19 protein-coding genes are annotated in these 16,528 nt (G+C 45.0%); 17 read left to right on the top strand and 2 right to left on the bottom strand.

Annotated elements, in window-relative coordinates; genetic code table 11:
* Nucleotides 1–144 precede the first annotated feature (144 nt).
* On the top strand, nucleotides 145–687 hold the full coding sequence (locus J2Z28_RS03800; protein ID WP_211081231.1) for an NUDIX domain-containing protein: 543 nt from the start codon (nucleotides 145–147) through the stop codon (nucleotides 685–687).
* A 224-nt stretch (nucleotides 688–911) separates the two neighbouring features.
* A complete protein-coding gene (locus J2Z28_RS03795) occupies nucleotides 912–2,699 on the top strand; it encodes a cellulase family glycosylhydrolase (protein WP_211081230.1) in 1,788 nt (595 codons plus the stop codon).
* 132 nt (nucleotides 2,700–2,831) lie between these two features.
* On the opposite strand, the gene J2Z28_RS03790 is transcribed toward J2Z28_RS03795, so the two are convergent.
* Nucleotides 2,832–3,992: a glycosyltransferase family 4 protein gene (locus tag J2Z28_RS03790; RefSeq protein ID WP_244988078.1), complete on the bottom strand. Its 1,161-nt coding sequence runs from the start codon at nucleotides 3,990–3,992 to the stop codon at nucleotides 2,832–2,834.
* Between the two features lie 387 nt (nucleotides 3,993–4,379).
* On the opposite strand from J2Z28_RS03790, the gene J2Z28_RS03785 reads away from it, so the two are divergent.
* Entirely contained in the window at nucleotides 4,380–4,949 is a 570-nt protein-coding gene (locus J2Z28_RS03785) for a DMP19 family protein (RefSeq protein ID WP_211081229.1), read from the top strand.
* 27 nt (nucleotides 4,950–4,976) lie between these two features.
* On the top strand, nucleotides 4,977–5,261 hold the full coding sequence (locus J2Z28_RS03780; RefSeq protein ID WP_211081228.1) for a hypothetical protein: 285 nt from the start codon (nucleotides 4,977–4,979) through the stop codon (nucleotides 5,259–5,261).
* Nucleotides 5,262–5,355: 94 nt separating this feature from the next.
* Here J2Z28_RS03780 and J2Z28_RS03775 read toward each other — a convergent pair whose 3' ends face one another.
* The gene (locus J2Z28_RS03775) at nucleotides 5,356–6,129 is read right to left on the bottom strand and encodes a sporulation protein (RefSeq protein ID WP_211081227.1); all 774 of its coding nucleotides are present in this window, start codon (nucleotides 6,127–6,129) and stop codon (nucleotides 5,356–5,358) included.
* Nucleotides 6,130–6,310: 181 nt separating this feature from the next.
* Between J2Z28_RS03775 and J2Z28_RS03770 the strand changes: the two genes are divergently transcribed.
* The 13 genes from J2Z28_RS03770 to J2Z28_RS03710 all read left to right on the top strand — a co-directional run bounded on the left by J2Z28_RS03770 (nucleotide 6,311) and on the right by J2Z28_RS03710 (nucleotide 16,499).
* A complete protein-coding gene (locus J2Z28_RS03770; protein ID WP_211081226.1) occupies nucleotides 6,311–6,988 on the top strand; it encodes a class I SAM-dependent methyltransferase in 678 nt (225 codons plus the stop codon).
* Nucleotides 6,989–6,994: 6 nt separating this feature from the next.
* On the top strand, nucleotides 6,995–7,324 hold the full coding sequence (locus tag J2Z28_RS03765; protein ID WP_211081225.1) for a hypothetical protein: 330 nt from the start codon (nucleotides 6,995–6,997) through the stop codon (nucleotides 7,322–7,324).
* A 20-nt stretch (nucleotides 7,325–7,344) separates the two neighbouring features.
* A complete protein-coding gene (locus J2Z28_RS03760) occupies nucleotides 7,345–7,884 on the top strand; it encodes a hypothetical protein (RefSeq protein WP_211081224.1) in 540 nt (179 codons plus the stop codon).
* 8 nt (nucleotides 7,885–7,892) lie between these two features.
* Entirely contained in the window at nucleotides 7,893–8,432 is a 540-nt protein-coding gene (locus J2Z28_RS03755; RefSeq protein ID WP_211081354.1) for a GNAT family N-acetyltransferase, read from the top strand.
* A gap of 48 nt (nucleotides 8,433–8,480) precedes the next feature.
* A complete protein-coding gene (locus J2Z28_RS03750) occupies nucleotides 8,481–9,005 on the top strand; it encodes a YfiT family bacillithiol transferase (protein ID WP_036610311.1) in 525 nt (174 codons plus the stop codon).
* Nucleotides 9,006–9,039: 34 nt separating this feature from the next.
* Nucleotides 9,040–9,555 (top strand): GNAT family N-acetyltransferase, encoded by a 516-nt coding sequence (locus J2Z28_RS03745; RefSeq protein WP_211081223.1) that lies wholly within the window; start codon nucleotides 9,040–9,042, stop codon nucleotides 9,553–9,555.
* Between the two features lie 130 nt (nucleotides 9,556–9,685).
* Entirely contained in the window at nucleotides 9,686–10,069 is a 384-nt protein-coding gene (locus J2Z28_RS03740; protein ID WP_211081222.1) for a VOC family protein, read from the top strand.
* 220 nt (nucleotides 10,070–10,289) lie between these two features.
* On the top strand, nucleotides 10,290–11,009 hold the full coding sequence (locus J2Z28_RS03735; RefSeq protein WP_211081221.1) for a class I SAM-dependent methyltransferase: 720 nt from the start codon (nucleotides 10,290–10,292) through the stop codon (nucleotides 11,007–11,009).
* Nucleotides 11,010–11,059: 50 nt separating this feature from the next.
* Nucleotides 11,060–11,824: an SDR family NAD(P)-dependent oxidoreductase gene (locus tag J2Z28_RS03730; protein WP_211081220.1), complete on the top strand. Its 765-nt coding sequence runs from the start codon at nucleotides 11,060–11,062 to the stop codon at nucleotides 11,822–11,824.
* 190 nt (nucleotides 11,825–12,014) lie between these two features.
* Nucleotides 12,015–12,704 (top strand): response regulator transcription factor, encoded by a 690-nt coding sequence (locus J2Z28_RS03725; RefSeq protein WP_211081219.1) that lies wholly within the window; start codon nucleotides 12,015–12,017, stop codon nucleotides 12,702–12,704.
* The gene (locus J2Z28_RS03720; protein ID WP_211081218.1) at nucleotides 12,701–13,705 is read left to right on the top strand and encodes a sensor histidine kinase; all 1,005 of its coding nucleotides are present in this window, start codon (nucleotides 12,701–12,703) and stop codon (nucleotides 13,703–13,705) included. Before J2Z28_RS03725 ends, J2Z28_RS03720 begins: the two co-directional genes overlap by 4 nt.
* 116 nt (nucleotides 13,706–13,821) lie before the next feature.
* Complete coding sequence (locus tag J2Z28_RS03715; RefSeq protein WP_036669625.1) at nucleotides 13,822–14,577, top strand: ABC transporter ATP-binding protein; 756 nt, start codon at nucleotides 13,822–13,824, stop codon at nucleotides 14,575–14,577.
* A complete protein-coding gene (locus J2Z28_RS03710) occupies nucleotides 14,574–16,499 on the top strand; it encodes an ABC transporter permease (protein ID WP_211081217.1) in 1,926 nt (641 codons plus the stop codon). Before J2Z28_RS03715 ends, J2Z28_RS03710 begins: the two co-directional genes overlap by 4 nt.
* The last annotated feature ends 29 nt before the right edge of the window (nucleotides 16,500–16,528 follow it).

Here is a 16,528-nt window from a genome sequence, read left to right as displayed (position 1 = left end):
TCAAAAAAATCTGGGGATAACAGTGATCGGAAGGTTGTTCTGTCATCGGAGTGGCTAGTGTAAAAATTCTTTAGTTCAGTTTATATAGATAAAGACTACTATAATCACAGTCTGGAAAGTGAGGAACATATGGAGATTAAACAGATGGCTACAGCGTTTTTGAGCAATGGCTCAGACATGCTGATGATGAAGAAGGCGGGTAGCAGATTGTTTGATTTTGAATTCTGGGGTGGCATCGGCGGGCATCTGGAACAAGGGGAACTGAACACACCGATGAGCGCCAGCTATCGAGAGATTAAAGAAGAGACCGGGTTCAAGCAAGAGGATGTCGAACACTTTAGGCTTCGATATATTCTGTTGGAGGTTAACGGTGGTGAGATTTGGCAGCAGTTTGTATATTTCGGAGAGACCACGCATCGACATTTTGTACCCTCGGATGAAGGAGAGTTATTCTGGATACCGCTGGATGAGGTACTGGACTTACACTCGTCTATTCTGATCAAAGCAACGCTCAGGCACTATTTACAACATCCGGGAGCAGAAGACATCTGGATTGGCAACGTTCAGAGAGGAACAGACCTAAAGGGCACTCCACAGGTAATATGGAACAGAATGCAGGAAACGAAATCATTTGAGCCAAAGGGGTTTGTAGATATCAAAGTCCCGTTTAGTAAATTCAACACATAGATGGTATGCAATAAAAGGCATGATTCAGTTCAAAGAGGTCATGTCTTTTTCTATATAAAATCATTCAAAATATTCTAAATAATCCCAATAACTTCTGACATCGTATAGTATATTAAGAGTGTCCAGGAGGTGAGTGATGAGATAATCTTCGTTGATTTTTATGGCTTCTATGTGTCTGCATACCGTGTGAATAGCTTAACCCATTCTATGAAGGAGGTTTTGTTATGAAGCGTATTGGAAGCATGTTTCGGAAAGCAATGCTGTTCTCTCTGTCACTCATGCTAGTGTCTATCGCGTACTCACCCCATCCAGCTTCCGCTGCAAGCGGGCCTGTCAAAGGATTTCATGTAAGCGGTACCAAATTGCTGGATGCTACAGGCACCCCTTTTGTCATGCGTGGGGTGAATCATGCCCATACCTGGTTCAAAAATGATCTGCAAGCGGCCATTCCGGCAATTGCTGCGACAGGGTCCAATACCGTGCGAATTGTCTTGTCCAACGGAAGTCGCTGGACGGCAGATTCACTGGCGGATGTGGAGCAGATTCTGGCGTTGTGTGACCAGTACCAATTAACCGTTATGCTGGAAGTACATGATGCCACCGGATCGGACAGTATTGCAGAACTGAGAAAAGCCTCGGATTATTTTATCAGCATTAAGGATGCCCTGATTGGCAAGGAAGATCGCGTAATCGTGAACATTGCGAATGAATGGTACGGTTCATGGGAAACCGCGGTATGGGCGGATGGATATCAACAAGTGATTCCTGAACTCCGTCAGGCGGGCATCAAAAATACGCTTGTTGTGGATACCGCAGGATGGGGGCAGTACCCTACAGCGATTTTTAATCGTGGACTGGATGTGTTCAATGCCGATCCGCTGGCAAACACGATCTTCTCCATTCATATGTATGAATACGCAGGCGGTGATGCAGCAACGGTCAAAAACAACATTGATCAAGCACTGGCCATTGACGTGCCCGTCATTGTAGGTGAATTTGGATTTAAGCATACCAGTGGTGATGTGGATGAAGCCACGATCTTGAGCTATGCAGAGCAAAAGGGAGTTGGCTGGTTAGCCTGGTCCTGGTACGGTAACGGGGGCGGTGTAGAATACCTTGATCTGAACAACGGTCCAGCAGGTTCCCTGACCGATTGGGGACAGACCGTGGTCAATGGACCGAACGGTACGCTGGCAACCTCTGTGTTAAATACGATCTATACAACCCCTGGATATCAGCCGGTTCCAGATAACGGTAGTGGAGGAGTTGTCACGATCCCGGCTGCGCCCACAGGTGTAACAGCCACGCCGGGGAATGGACATATAACCTTGAACTGGATCGCATCTCCCGGAGCAACGAGTTATATTGTACAGCGTGCGACAACAAGCGGAGGAACCTATACCGATGTAGCCACGAATGTGAGCGGCACAACCTACACCAATACGTCTTTGACGAATGGAAACACGTACTATTACAAAATCAAAGCCGTGAACAGCGCGGGTAACAGTCCAAGCTCGGTACAGGTGAGTGCGACACCACAGGCGGGTACAACCACGCCAACGTCGAATCTGGTTTTGCAATATCGAGCGGCAGATACCGATGCAACGAACAATCATATCAAGCCCTATTTTAATATCAAAAACAATGGTACATCCGCTGTGAACCTGAGTGATCTGAAGATCCGTTATTACTTCACAAAAGATGGCTCTGAGGAATTAAATACGGTCATCGATTGGGCACAGATTGGAGCAGCCAACATTGCAACCAGCATTGGAAGTATCACAGGCACGAATGCAGATACCTATGTCGAGATTGGTTTTACTTCGGGTGCAGGGTCTCTGCCAGTAGGAGGTCAGACGGGAGACATCCAGCTGCGTATTCATAAGGATAATTGGGGCAATTTTAATGAAAATAATGACTATTCCTTCCGTCCAACGCAGACTTCCTATGATGTGTGGAACAGGGTAACCCTACATCAGAATGGTACTCTGATTTCCGGGGTCACACCTTAACACTCAGCGTATCCGTTATTCAGGCTGACCGTAGCAGTGTGCACATGCTATGGCAGCCTGAACGGGCATACCAGTTTAACTTTGCATAGAGGCGGTTGTTATGGGTTGTTGGAAGAAACTGATTTCATCAGACTAGGCCGTAATAATTCGATCTTTCGTTTGTCTGTTCCGATGTTCTATAGCCTCCTCATAATCCCCGATCAGTGTATCAAAAATATGCTCCCATGACCGCTGCTCAGCCAGCTTTCTGCCTTCCAATCCCATCATCCTCAAGTGGTTCCCGTGATTTCCCCAGAGACATATCTCCCGAATCAGTGCATCAGCCTGACCTGGCTCGAATAACACACCATTGCGGTGGTGGGATACCAGATCCTTGACACCTCCGGCATTGGCCGCCACCACAGGAAGTCCTGAAGCCATCGCTTCCAGCACCACATTGCCAAATGTCTCCGTAGAGGAAGGAAACACAAACAGATCTGCCGAAGCATACATAACAGCAAGTTCTTCCCCATGCATATAGCCTGTAAAGGTGACATTGGGTGGGGTTTGCAGACGCATTTTGGGAAGAGATGGGCCGTCACCAACGATAATCCAGTGTACACGGGACTGCATTTCCTGGGGCAGCTGCTGCATGGTAGTCGTGAGCGTAGCGATATCTTTTTCCGGGGCAATGCGTCCAACGTAGAGTAGAATAAGGGGAGCGGTGATGTGGTATTGTTCACGGATATCCGAGCTGCGTTTATCAGGGGAATAAAGGTTGCAATCAATCCCACGAGACCAAAGTTTCAGACGCTGAATGCCTTGGGCTTGCAGGGTGTTTAACGTTTCCTGCGATGGAGTTAGGGTTGCATCACAGGCACGGTGGAACCACTGGATATACTTCCAGTAGAGAGGAATCATACTTTTCAACCGGTAATATTCGAGATAACGATCGAAGTGGGTATGGTAGGAGACAACATGCGGAAGATGTTGTTTGAGCGTATACCTCAGACCAAGCAGCCCCATATTAAAAGGCGTGGCGATATGCAGCAGATCGGGTTGAAAGGTTTGTAGTTGCTTGTGCGTGTTTGCTCTGTTGGGTAGCGCAATGCGACATTCGGGATACAGAAAAAAAGGAATGTTGGCAACCGATCTAACTTGAGTCTCATGGCTTCCTTCAATGACGGAGTTCGGAGTAAACAGCAGATGTTCAATTCTTCTGCGGTTCAGATGGTTACTCAAGCGGTGGAGCGTGCCAGCAACACCATTGGTTTCCGGAAGATAGGTGTCTGTGAACAAGGCCAGGCGCATCATTACCCCTCCCAAGACTCGTGATGCCAAGATCATAACAGTGGAACATTTTCCAGAGGTCAAGTGCACGTTAACTTGACGATATTCCCTGTAAAATGACTTCGGCACCAACATGTAAACTTCCATAAGTTCAACTTGTATAGCGTATTCTGCTATGATGTAATAACGTGTCGGCGTAGTTGAACTTGAAATTTACACGAAACGGAGAGGGCAGAAACAAACTGAAGAAGCGGAGCGTTCGCCTTTATCACCGGATTTTCCCCTTTAATAAAGGGATTGAAAAAATCTGGGGATAACAGCGATCGGAAGTTTATTCTGACCGCGTAGTGGTCCAGTGTAAAAACATTCGTTCAAACTATTCAGACAGAGAGATACAGGAGGCAGAGAAAGATGAACAAGTTACAAGAAGAATTGCAGGAGTTGTTACCACTTGATCAGCTTGAAGAGATGTCAGGTGAAGAAGTGGTGGGGAGTGTTGCCATGGACCTTTATCGGGCTGAATTTGCGACAATTCGAGAGAGCGGGGCGGAACTTCCGCAAGTATTGCGAGATATCATTCTAATCATTGATCTGGATACCGAGCTGTCCATGAACGGGATGACTGGTTTCCTTGAGAATTCCAGCGGACAGTATCTGGGTGAGACGATAACAGCTATGGAGCGGATCGGCAATGATGCAGATGCCGTGATCCTGAAGAAAATAGAACAGTTATTGTCTGAAAGCGGAGTAACGCACGAGCAATTACGAGATATTGTGAATGGCCTGTCCGAAGATGACATCACGACAAGCCTGCAAACACACGGGGAACAGATTCATGAGGTATTACAACAGATTGAACTGGAAGCCGCGAATTTGAGCATGCAATCGGATAACGAAGAAAGCTTTGACCTGCTGTATCAATATGTGGATGCAAATAAAGATCGTTTGAAACAGGAGATGCAGCACTTCTTGTCTAATTGATTGGGAAAGAGGAGGCAAATTACAAGCATGAACAAACGATTAGCGATGGAATCCGTTCTGGTTACCCTGTTATTCATCATCGGTTTTGCAGCTTGGAATGTCGTCCAAGGCATGATTATGACCATGAATTACGTACCTGATCTGACAAACACCGCTTCTTCGGGTACCCCATTGCAATCCAAGGTTGCTTTTGGAACTATTGTTCGGTGGGATACAACATCCATGATCATGGCTGTTGCCGGATTTGTTTTGCTCGCCGCAGCATATTACGGTCTTCGATCAGGAATGCAGCGCTGGACACAGCGTTCTTGAAGTATTGTCTTGTGAAACTGCCCCAACCTAAAAACCGTCCTTCATCAGATTTTTCTGACAGAGGACGGTTTATTTCGTTTACACAAACTATAGATTAAATATGTTTGGAAATAACCTCTTCCAGTCCTTGAGCGACAGAATTCGCACCCCGCTCCAGATGACGTTCATACAGATGCAGGCGGACAAAGCTCTCATCCGTACCCATGGCTTCGGAGAATATTCCACTGAGTCCACGAGCGCGGCGGTCGATCTGTAATAACAGCTCCAGCGAATCGCCCATGGGATAGAACAGCACTTCCAACTCATCCAGATGCCCACGGAATTTGTTTGTTGGTACAAATTCGAATTCCTGCACAAATGGCAGATTGCCGCCCAGCTTTGGCGCATAGTCGTTGGTCACTTCACGGAGCTTGAAACCAAGGATATCAATTGCATCGAGCACGGTGTTCATGTCTTTGCTAGGAACAACATGCAGTCTGTCCCGGTCTGAAGGGTCTACAGCACTTGAAATATCGAGGCCCGTCTCTACCCATACCTCTGCACGATGCAGTGTAATTGGCAGATTTTCTGGCAGGTCAAATGAGAAGTCTTTCTCCAATTTGGCTCCAGGCTGCAATGTGAAACCTTCGGTGAGCAGATATTTGGCTATAACGGCTGTTTCTTTTACTTTACGATCATCGTGCTCCCGTATGTAATGGGTTTTGATTGAAAGATAGATTCGATCTACGTTCTGTTCCACATCTCCACCTTCAATGTATACAACCCCCGAGATGATTCCTCCAGGCGTGACCTCTGGTGTATGCAATTCCGTATTTACTTTGGCTGCTCCAACACCTACATTGGCTAACATTTTCTTGAAAAATGACATGGGCTCAACCTCCAGATCAGATGGTTTATTATATAGGATACATACGGCTTCGACCATAATACGGAAGCTGGAAGAGAAGCGTTTCATATTTTAGCAAAGATATATCGTATATCCAAACAGGAGAATCGACGTACCTATGTCGAATGTTTAAATAAAGGGAATTTTTGTCAGGAGGAACTCGATGAGCATGGAATGGTACGATATGATTGCACGACGTAATGGGGGATACAAGGGTAGAGCTTTGTATACGCTGGAAGGTAACTCTGCTGAAGATATTTTTGAAGAGCGGTTGATTAAGCTTCTGCCTCAGTATACATCCGTGCTCGATGCAGGCTGTGGACATGGGGAGTTTACGTTGAAAATGTCGGAATATACCGATCACATTATGGGGTTTGATAATTCGGAAGAGATGATAAAGATAGCTCGGAACAGTCTTCATTCAAGCACGATAACAAATGTAGAATTTGTCTGCGTCAGCACAAAAGAAAAGATGCCATTTGAAGATAAGCAATTTGGTCTGATCTATGATCGCAGAGGTCCAACTTCCATTATTGAGCATGGGAGATTGCTGCAAAAGGGTGGAGTTATGATCGGTATTCATACGGATATAACAAAGGTACGTGAGCGTTTGGAAAGAAATGCATTTAAGGAGATCAAGATTGAGGAATATAACGAGGCACTTATGATTTTCTCGGATGAAAAAGAGTTTGCCATCTTTCTCTCCGATATCCCCGGAAACCCGGATTATACACAGGCTGAGTACCGGGAACAGCTGCAAGTCAAGCTGAAGGAGAACCAGGTTGATGGTAGAATTGCTGTAAGAGAATGCAAGTATATTTGGCAGGCCATAAGGAGCTGAAGCAGATTGAACACAGAATTTTCAGAACAGAAATATGGTGAAACGGGTGTCAAAACCAGCTTTGAGCAGATGGCGAACGGGGAACAGAAATATAAAATGACATCAGAAGATGGCAGTTATGGAGACGATCAGATGTTTTCGATTCGAGTGACGCGTGCAGGAGAGCACATCATTGTCCAACCTGGAATCCACCATAATATATACATGTCTGCACATAGCTCGATACATACCATCAAGCATGGATTGAACACCTCCAGTGATTGGACGGCATCCCCTGAGTTGGATAGGTTAACTCAATCTTTAACAGAGGAGGAGCTACTCCAGAAGTATGATTAACCAGACGGGAGGATAGACAGATGCGTAAAAACACAATATTTTGGATTACGGGAGTAACGATAATTCTCTTGGTGACTCTGCTCATATACAGCTATGTTATTCCAAGTGTGAGTGCCCAGGATGTTGTGATGGCAGGCACAATCAGGCAGATTGATACGGATGTAGTTGAGGTAGAGTTAGAGATAACGCGAAAAAGAGAAGACAAGGATCAACATATGGTGTATCCCGTTGTCCCTGGATGGGAAGGGGTCACATTCACTGAAGAACAAGATGATGCGTGGTACATGCCTTCGTCTGTTGGCAGCTCCTATCTTGATCAAGTCATTCTGGAAAAGTATCTGAAGGCGCAGGGGAAAACCATGAAATCAACTGATAATCTGATAGGATTTGCGATACCTGATGAGATAGGGAGCTACAAGTTGCGGTTAACGCTCAGATCTTTGGATGGAACGACTCAGCCGCTTGAGAACCCCGTGGTGTATTATGTTCACAACGAGCATTTGTTAGGGAAGGATCTGAGTTGGGTTACGAGTGAGAATCTGGAGATCAATAAGGAGTAATCAGAATGATGAATGTATATGAATCGAATGAAATCACTGTACGTTTCTTGGACACAGAAGATGAACAACATCTGGTGAAGTGGCTGTCAGCCCCGGAAGTTCTTCAATACTATGAAGGGCGTGATCGGCCGCATGATCTGGAACAGGTGAGAGAGCATTTTTACAATCAGAAAGATGGTGCTACTCGTTGTATCGTTGAGTATGGAGGACATCCGATTGGATACATTCAGTTCTATGAGCTTGAGGAAGAAGAGCGAACGGAGTATGGTTATGGAGACACGGATGAGATCATCTATGGAACGGATCAGTTTATTGGTGAGGTAGAATACTGGAATAAAGGCATTGGTACACAGTTGATGCAATCAATGCTGGCTTATCTGATTAATGAAAAACAAGCCCGTAAAGTGGTGATGGACCCTCAATCCTGGAACTTGCGAGCGATATCCTGTTATGAGAAATGTGGTTTCCAAAAGATTAAACTGTTGGAGAAACATGAGCAGCATGAAGGAAAGATGAGAGATTGTTGGCTTATGGAATATGCTCCTTAGATAATACTAAAAGTTATTTTGAATCATAGAAACAAGGAGGAATAATGGATGGATGAAAGATTTCCGATAGGACCATTTGTACACACGGGTGAAGTTACTTTGGCACAGCGGGAGAAGTGGATTCAGGACATTGCTGAGTTGCCTGAACGCGCACGAGAAGCGGTAAAGGGACTGAGTGAAGAGCAATTAAGTCTGCCGTATCGAGAAGGTGGATGGATGCTCAAACAGGTCATTCACCACATGGCAGACAGCCATATGAACAGTATGATTCGTTTCAAGTTGGCACTGACAGAGGATACACCAACGATTCGGCCTTATTATGAAGAGCGCTGGGCTGAATTGAGTGATTCAAGAGACCTGGATGTTGAATTCTCGCTTCAGATTCTGGATGCCCTCCATCGTCGTTGGGTGTTTCTGTTAAACGCGCTGACAGATGCAGATTATGCCAAACAGTTTTATCATCCCTCATCGGAAGAAACGACAAGACTGGATTACAATCTGGGCATGTATGCTTGGCATGGCAAACACCATGTTGCTCACATCACATCGCTTCGGGATAGACTGGGAATATAGTTAGAAAAAATATCTTGTTGAGGAGAAATTATCAATGAGTGTACATATCAGACTATTAAATGAGAGCGATCCTGTAATCATATCAAAGGCGTTTCAGGAGCAGGGTTGGGGGAGATTTGCTGAGCAGTATCTTCATTACTTGGCTGAACAACGGAATGGGGAACGCGTAACCTTGGTAGCCGAGTTGAATGGAGAATTTGCGGGATACGTGAATGTATTGTGGTATTCCGGCTACCCGTCTTTTAGGGAACAAGGCATTCCCGAAATTAACGATTTTAATGTGCTTATGAAGTTCCAGCGCCAAGGTATTGGTTCACGGTTGATGGACCGAGCAGAGGAAATTATTTCGGAACGAACGGATGTAGCAGGCATTGGTGTAGGTGTGTTTTCCGATTATGGCAAAGCGCAAGTTCTATATGCCCATCGCGGGTACATACCAGACGGTCACGGTGTACACAAACATGATCATTACATTCAGCCGGGTGAAGAAACGATTATGGACGACGATGTTGTACTTTATCTTACGAAGAAGTTAAAAGCCACGCAATAATTCTAATGTGTAGTTAGTACTTGCAAACAAAGATGATAAAAAAGCTGTCTTGCATGTTATACTCTATTGGAATTTGAGGAATGATAAGCAGGATGTTGAGAGATTAGATGATCAGAGGAGTGATTGATCCATGTTTAGCAAAGTCGGCCAGATTATGTTGTATGTCAACAATCAAGATGAATCACTGGCATTTTGGACGGAAGTTGCAGGATTCCACATTGTGGATGAAGTAAACCTTGACGAGGGCATGAGATGGATTGAGATTGCGCCTACCCCAAATTCGCAGACAAGCATTATTCTTCATGACAAGGAGTTTGTGGAGCAGATGTCGGCAGGTGTAAATCTGGGCACACCTTCGTTAATGTTCTTCACCGAAAATCTGGATCAGTTATATGCCGACTTGGCTGGTAAACATGTAACGGTTGGAGAGATTGTCGAGATGCCAACCGGGCGTGTCTTCAACTTTGCTGATAACGAAGGAAATTACTTTGCAGTCTTGGAACGGGCGAAGTAAGTTACAACACAAAACCCCAACGATTGTAAGCGATCGACATTCATGTCGGTCGTTTTTTTGTTGGGAAAAAGCTTATGTTTTGGAGTAGAAAAGCACAAGAAAAATAGAGAACTACTGGGTAAAAATGTTATAATAGAGTGTGGTTGATTTCAAGAAAATGACGAGGATTGAATAGTCGGAAATGAAGGTTTGGATGGAGCAGTTAAGGAGGAATGTGGTTGTGGAAAAGACGATTAAAAGTGTACAGGACCTATATGATATGCTCGATGCGGACTTCAGATCTGCCAAGCAATTTTGGGAACCTTTCTATGAGGATCGGAACAGAACAATACCCTTTTTCCTAAACAAACCGGATGAGAATCTGGTAGAACATGTGAACGCTGGTCTGCTGAGCGGCGGCAAGGCACTGGAACTGGGGTGTGGCCCGGGCAGAAATGCGTTGTATTTAACCCGCCAAGGCTATCAGGTAGATGCTTATGATCTTTCGGAGACAGCTATTGCTTGGGCTAAAGAGAGGGCGGCAGAGGAGCAGCTGGACGTGCATTTTGAATGTCGATCTGTGTTCGAATTGACCCCAGAGCAAGAATATGATCTTGTCTACGACTCGGGTTGTCTGCACCATCTGCTACCTCATCAGCGTATCCCCTACATAGAGATGATCCACAATGCACTCCGGCCTGGAGGATACTTTGGGATGACTTGTTTTGCTCCTGGTTTTGGCGATATTGGTGGACCTGAGATCGTTATGAATGATTGGCAGGTGTATCAAGAGAAGTCGATGCGAGGTGGTCTTGCGTTCACGGAGGAGAAGCTTCGCTACATGCTGGAAGATGGCTTTGAATGTGTGGAGTTCCGTGCAATGAAGGCGATGGAGCAGCATGAACCGTGTTTTGGTGTACCTTTTCTGTGGGCCACGTTGTGGAGAAAGAAAGATTCATAAGCTTATATGGGGATATGATCGATTGTAAATAGATGAGGAGTGGTATCGAAATGGGAACAGAAACAGGAAGAAGACACTTTATTATTACAGGGACATCCAAAGGGATCGGTTTACAACTTGCACAGTTATTATTGGCTAAGGGGGATTACGTTTACGGTATTTCACGCGGGGGTTCGGATCTGTTGGAATCAAGCGAGGAATGGAGCCGGCGTTACCGCCATGTTCAGTATGATCTTGCCGACCTGAATGGGATCGATGATTTGATTACACGCATATTGGACCAAATACCTTCTCAGGAAGCTGAATTCATTGGACTCATTAATAATGCAGCGATGCTGGAGCCTCTAAAACCTATCGATCAATGCAGTGCGGCAGAGATAAGTCAGAGTTTTAACATCAGCCTCGCAGCACCAATGATATTAAGTTCCTCTTTTATTCAACAAACAAATCACCTGTCCGCCAGACGTAAAATTGTCAATCTCTCATCTGGTTCGGGAAGTTATCCCGCGCCTTCAATGGCAGTGTACTGTACATCCAAGGCAGGCATGAACATGTTCACCCAATGCGTATCTTTGGAACAAACGGGCCAACAGAACCCTGTTGAGATTATTGCTTTTGATCCGGGGATGGTCGATACGGAATTGCAGGCTGTTGCACGAGGCAAAAGTGCAGAGGAGTTCGCCCTTGCGGGTATGTTTAATCAAGTATATGAAGCAGGACAATTAAGATCGCCACGAGACGTAGCGATGCAGTTGATCGAGCGGATGGACGAAAACAGTGATACAAGCCATGTTATACACACTGTTGAGAGCTAATATGATATACGATACTTCTTTCAGCTCGTTTTCTTGCGAAGTATGGCAACCTTTTTGATATAAGCCCAACTTCCCTGTACACTGGAATCAGCGATCGGAAGAACGATTCATAACGGTAAAGGTGATCCTGCAACAACGGAGTCTAATTCCCTTTTTCAACCTTAGAAGATCAGAAACGTGGTGAAGTCTCTTGTTTAAAATTATGCTCATTGAAGACGACGAATCGTTATTCAGTGAAATCAAGGAACGTTTGTCCCAATGGTCGTATGACGTGTATGGTGTGCAGGACTTTGGCAAGGTATTGCAGGAGTACAGCGTAATTCAGCCGCAACTGGTCATTATTGATATTCAGTTACCCCAATATGACGGGTTCCATTGGTGCCGGATCATTCGTTCGCACTCCAATGTGCCGATAATCTTTTTATCCTCACGCGATCATCCTGCGGATATGGTTATGTCCATGCATTTGGGTGCAGACGATTTTATCCAGAAGCCTTTTCACTTCGATGTATTGATTGCCAAAGTCCAAGCGACATTGCGGAGGGTGTACAACTATAACACAGAGCATACTGAACTCCGAACCTGGCGTGGTGCTGCTATTGAATATGTGAAAAACACACTGACCTGCGGGGATGAATCTGTTCTGTTAACCAAGAATGAAATGTTCATCCTTAAAGTGCTGGTCGAGCACAAAAATCAGATTGTTACCCGTGAGGATCTCATCCGGAGCTTGTGGGATCATGAGCATTTCGTGAGTGACAATACGCTAACAGTTAACGTTAATCGGTTACGGAAGAAACTTGAACCCATCGGCTTGGAGCGTTACATTGAAACCAAAGTAGGTCAGGGGTACATGGCAACGGAAGAGGCAGAAGCATGATCGGAAAGTACATACGAGAAAGGGCTAGTTGGTTATGGCTACTGGTAAGCATGCAACTTATTATTTTATTGGTGGCCTACCTGGACTCGTCCATTCCATTCCAATCTGTGGTGTATATCGTAGGACTGAATGTGGTGGTATGCCTTGTTTTTATCTGGGCGAGATACCTGAAAGAGACCCGTTTCTATAAAAAGTTGAGCATCTGGGATCATACCTATGATCTGAGAGAACTTGATATCGCCGAAAGTCCATATGAGCAGATTGTACATGAGGCCGTCAGTTCCCAGACACAGCGGTATCGTAAGGAGTCGTCACATCATTTTATCGCTCTGGAACAGGAGAAGGACGAGATGTTGTCCTGGATTCATGAGGTGAAGACCCCACTGACAGCGTTGCAACTGATGATCGAGCGCTTACCAGATGACAAGTTACAGAGCCAAATGACATATGAATGGTTACGAATTCATCAGTTGCTGGATCAGCAGCTTCATCAGAAGCGTATTCCGTTTATGTATAATGATCTGTTCATCGAAGAGACGGAACTTGAACCAGTATTGAATAGCGAGATACGAGCGTTGAAATCGTGGTGCATTTCCAAGGGCATTGGCTTTGATGTGTCTTTAATGGTATCGCGCGTGCTCACAGACAGCAAATGGTTAGGCTTCATCCTCCGGCAGTTGTTGAGTAATGCGGTGAAATATAGCGATTCATCGGACATCCTCATTGAAAGTTGGGAACAGGATGGACACATCATACTCATGATTCAGGATCACGGGCGAGGGATTGAGACTCAAGATCTGCCGCGTATATTTGATAAAGGATTTACGTCCACCCGAGGCAGAATGGATGGGGCGGCTACCGGGATGGGGCTGTATCTGGTTCGTCAGGTGGTCCAGACGCTTCATGTGAACATTCAAGTAGAATCTTCTCTTGGCGAGGGCACAACCGTCACACTTACTTTTCCGCGAAAAAACGACATGTTGCATCTTGCAGGCGTGTGACAACAATGTCACATGCTTTTTGGTTTTGTTCGGTGAATCACACGATAACACTGCACATTCCGATTATGATATAGACATGAGCATTTTGCAGAAGATCTAAGAGGAGTGAGCGGGATATGTGGATACTGGAAGCCAAAAAAATTCATAAAGTCTATGGTAATAAATTAAATAAACAGGAAGTGCTGAAGGGAATTGATCTTGGGGTAAGCAAGGGAGAGTTTGTTGGTATTATGGGGCCTTCGGGTTCGGGTAAAACAACGCTGCTTAATGTACTTTCCTCCATTGATCGGGTGAGCCAGGGCACGATTGATATTGAGGGCAAGGAATTCACCGGAATGAAGGAGAAACAGCTGGCTGAATTTCGCAAACATCATCTGGGCTTTATTTTTCAGGAATATAATCTGCTGGATACCCTTACGGTGAAGGAAAATGTATTATTACCGCTCTCGATTACGAGCATTCCAAAGCAGGAGGCACACCAGAAGTTTGAACAGATCGCACGTGAACTGGGAATCTACGAGTTGAAAGACAAGTATCCATCTGAGATTTCAGGGGGTCAGAAGCAGCGGACTTCGGCAGCACGAGCATTTGTCCACGAGCCGAGTATCATTTTTGCGGATGAGCCGACAGGAGCGCTGGATTCCAAGTCCGCTTCGGATCTGCTCGGCAAGTTAAGTGATATGAACAGCGCCCGCAAGGCGACTATTATTATGGTTACCCATGATCCGGTTGCCGCAAGTTATTGCAGCAGAGTGATCTTTATTCGAGATGGTCAGATCTACACCCAGTTGAATAAAGGAGACGAGTCACGGCAATCGTTCTTCAACGATATTATCAAAACCCAGGGCGTATTGGGTGGTGTGCAGCAATGAGCTTGAATTATATTATCTTCCGCAATCTCAGAAAAAATCTGAAGAATTATTATCTCTATGTATTTGCGCTTGTGTTCAGTGTGGCATTGTATTTTTCCTTTGTGACGTTACAGTATGATCCTTCCATGGATGAGGTAGCTGCTTCAACAAAAGGTGCGGCGGCTATAGGCGCATCTTCGGTACTGTTAATCGTCATTGTTGGTATCTTTTTGCTCTATGCCAATACGATCTTTATCAAGCGGCGTAGCAAAGAGATTGGATTATTTCAATTGATCGGACTGACAAAAGGCAGAATTTTTGGTATTTTGAGTGCGGAGAATAGTATTCTTTATTTTGGCTCCATGGCTATTGGTGTGTTAATTGGGTTTCTTGCGTCCAAGCTGGTATTGATGATATTGTTCAAAATTCTCGGTGTGGATGCGATTACGAAACTGTATTTCTCTCCGATGGCACTGATGCAAACGGTGATTGTTTTTACGATCATGTATCTGCTCATCATGCTGATGAACTACACTTTTATCAAGAGACAGAGCATTCTCTCACTCTTTCGGGTGTCGGCCACTTCGGAGCAGCAGGTGCAGAAGATGTCTGTCGGACAGATGATTGTTGGCGTCTTGGGCATTGCTCTGATTGTGTATGGATACTTCATGTCTGCACGGCTGTTCAGCGGTGAGGCAATGGATATGCAGCAGTTGATGTATACGATGATCCTGATTCTCTTCTCAGTCATACTGGGGACATACCTGTTCTATAAGGGTTCGGTAAGTTTTATCTTTAATCTGATTCGCAAAAGTAAAAACGGATACCTATCCATTCATGAGGTGTTGTCTTTATCTTCAATCATGTTCCGCATGAAGTCCAATGCATTGCTGCTTACAATTATTACAACCGTATCGGCGCTTGCTATTGGCATGCTGTCACTCAGTTACATTTCGTATTATTCCGCAGAGGCTCAGGCGAAAGAAAGCTTGCCGGAGGATTTCTCTTTTGCTCAGGTTGATGTGAAAAATCGCTTTGTAACGGATTTGGAACACAAACAGATTCCATATGAAGAGAAGCATAGACAGCCCATTTATATTGAAATTGATGCTCATAAAGTGATGGATGAGTCCATGACGGAAAAGTACCTGTTCAGTAGTGTGTTGAGTGACAAGATGGTAGATAACATTGATCTGCAACCAGGCGAAGCGGTCTTCATGGGATACGGAAATGCCATTCAGCAGTTGATTTCCATTCAGGAGACAGGTCCAATTGTCTTGCATGGATTGAAGCGAACGATAGACCAACAACTGATCGGAACCACCCAAAAGGGGGTTCTTCCTGGATACTATTCTGGGGGCACGCCTGTAGCGGTAGTAGATGAAACGGTATACCAACAGCTGCAGCAGGATCTCAATCCCAAGCTGCAAAAATCCGAGTGGGCGGATTACTATGGTGTACGTATTCTGGACGAGGGGCAGGCTGAAGAGGCATATGCCGTATATAAGGAGTTGGAGCTAGAAGCTCCGAGCTTCTCCCAGATTGAGTTCAGAAATAACCAACGTAACAATATGGGCTTAATTATGTTCATTGTTGGTTTCCTTGGTTTGACGTTCTTGATTACATCGGGATGTATCCTGTACTTTAAACAAATGAATGAGAGTGAAGAGGAGAAGGACAATTATACCATTCTGCGAAAACTCGGATTTACACAAGGCAATCTGTTGCGTGGAATTCAGATCAAGCAGTTGTTTAACTTTGGTATTCCGCTTATGGTGGGGTTGAGTCATAGTTACTTTGCCGTGAAATCAGGTTGGTTTTTCTTTGGTACGGAGCTGGCGACACCTACGGTCATTGTCATGATAGTCTATACATTGTTATATTCGATCTTTGGTCTGTTGTCTGTGTGGTACTATAAACGGGTGATTAAGGAAGCTTTGTAGAATTGGGATCACGAGTATGCTGATATAGC

Source organism: Paenibacillus xylanexedens (assembly GCF_017874615.1).
Classification (GTDB): domain Bacteria; phylum Bacillota; class Bacilli; order Paenibacillales; family Paenibacillaceae; genus Paenibacillus; species Paenibacillus xylanexedens.
This window is presented reverse-complemented; position numbering and strand designations above follow the sequence as displayed.

What these genes read in the sequence shown, in the direction of transcription:
- J2Z28_RS03780 (WP_211081228.1), top strand. Translation starts at nt 4,977, where the DNA reads ATGAACAAACGATTAGCGATGGAATCCGTTCTGGTTACCCTGTTATTC.
- J2Z28_RS03795 (WP_211081230.1), top strand. Translation starts at nt 912, where the DNA reads ATGAAGCGTATTGGAAGCATGTTTCGGAAAGCAATGCTGTTCTCTCTG.
- J2Z28_RS03720 (WP_211081218.1), top strand. Translation starts at nt 12,701, where the DNA reads ATGATCGGAAAGTACATACGAGAAAGGGCTAGTTGGTTATGGCTACTG.
- J2Z28_RS03740 (WP_211081222.1), top strand. Translation starts at nt 9,686, where the DNA reads ATGTTTAGCAAAGTCGGCCAGATTATGTTGTATGTCAACAATCAAGAT.
- J2Z28_RS03800 (WP_211081231.1), top strand. Translation starts at nt 145, where the DNA reads ATGGCTACAGCGTTTTTGAGCAATGGCTCAGACATGCTGATGATGAAG.
- J2Z28_RS03770 (WP_211081226.1), top strand. Translation starts at nt 6,311, where the DNA reads ATGAGCATGGAATGGTACGATATGATTGCACGACGTAATGGGGGATAC.
- J2Z28_RS03750 (WP_036610311.1), top strand. Translation starts at nt 8,481, where the DNA reads ATGGATGAAAGATTTCCGATAGGACCATTTGTACACACGGGTGAAGTT.
- J2Z28_RS03790 (WP_244988078.1), bottom strand. Translation starts at nt 3,992, where the DNA reads ATGATGCGCCTGGCCTTGTTCACAGACACCTATCTTCCGGAAACCAAT.
- J2Z28_RS03755 (WP_211081354.1), top strand. Translation starts at nt 7,893, where the DNA reads ATGAATGTATATGAATCGAATGAAATCACTGTACGTTTCTTGGACACA.
- J2Z28_RS03775 (WP_211081227.1), bottom strand. Translation starts at nt 6,129, where the DNA reads ATGTCATTTTTCAAGAAAATGTTAGCCAATGTAGGTGTTGGAGCAGCC.
- J2Z28_RS03760 (WP_211081224.1), top strand. Translation starts at nt 7,345, where the DNA reads ATGCGTAAAAACACAATATTTTGGATTACGGGAGTAACGATAATTCTC.
- J2Z28_RS03715 (WP_036669625.1), top strand. Translation starts at nt 13,822, where the DNA reads ATGTGGATACTGGAAGCCAAAAAAATTCATAAAGTCTATGGTAATAAA.
- J2Z28_RS03710 (WP_211081217.1), top strand. Translation starts at nt 14,574, where the DNA reads ATGAGCTTGAATTATATTATCTTCCGCAATCTCAGAAAAAATCTGAAG.
- J2Z28_RS03745 (WP_211081223.1), top strand. Translation starts at nt 9,040, where the DNA reads ATGAGTGTACATATCAGACTATTAAATGAGAGCGATCCTGTAATCATA.
- J2Z28_RS03730 (WP_211081220.1), top strand. Translation starts at nt 11,060, where the DNA reads ATGGGAACAGAAACAGGAAGAAGACACTTTATTATTACAGGGACATCC.
- J2Z28_RS03785 (WP_211081229.1), top strand. Translation starts at nt 4,380, where the DNA reads ATGAACAAGTTACAAGAAGAATTGCAGGAGTTGTTACCACTTGATCAG.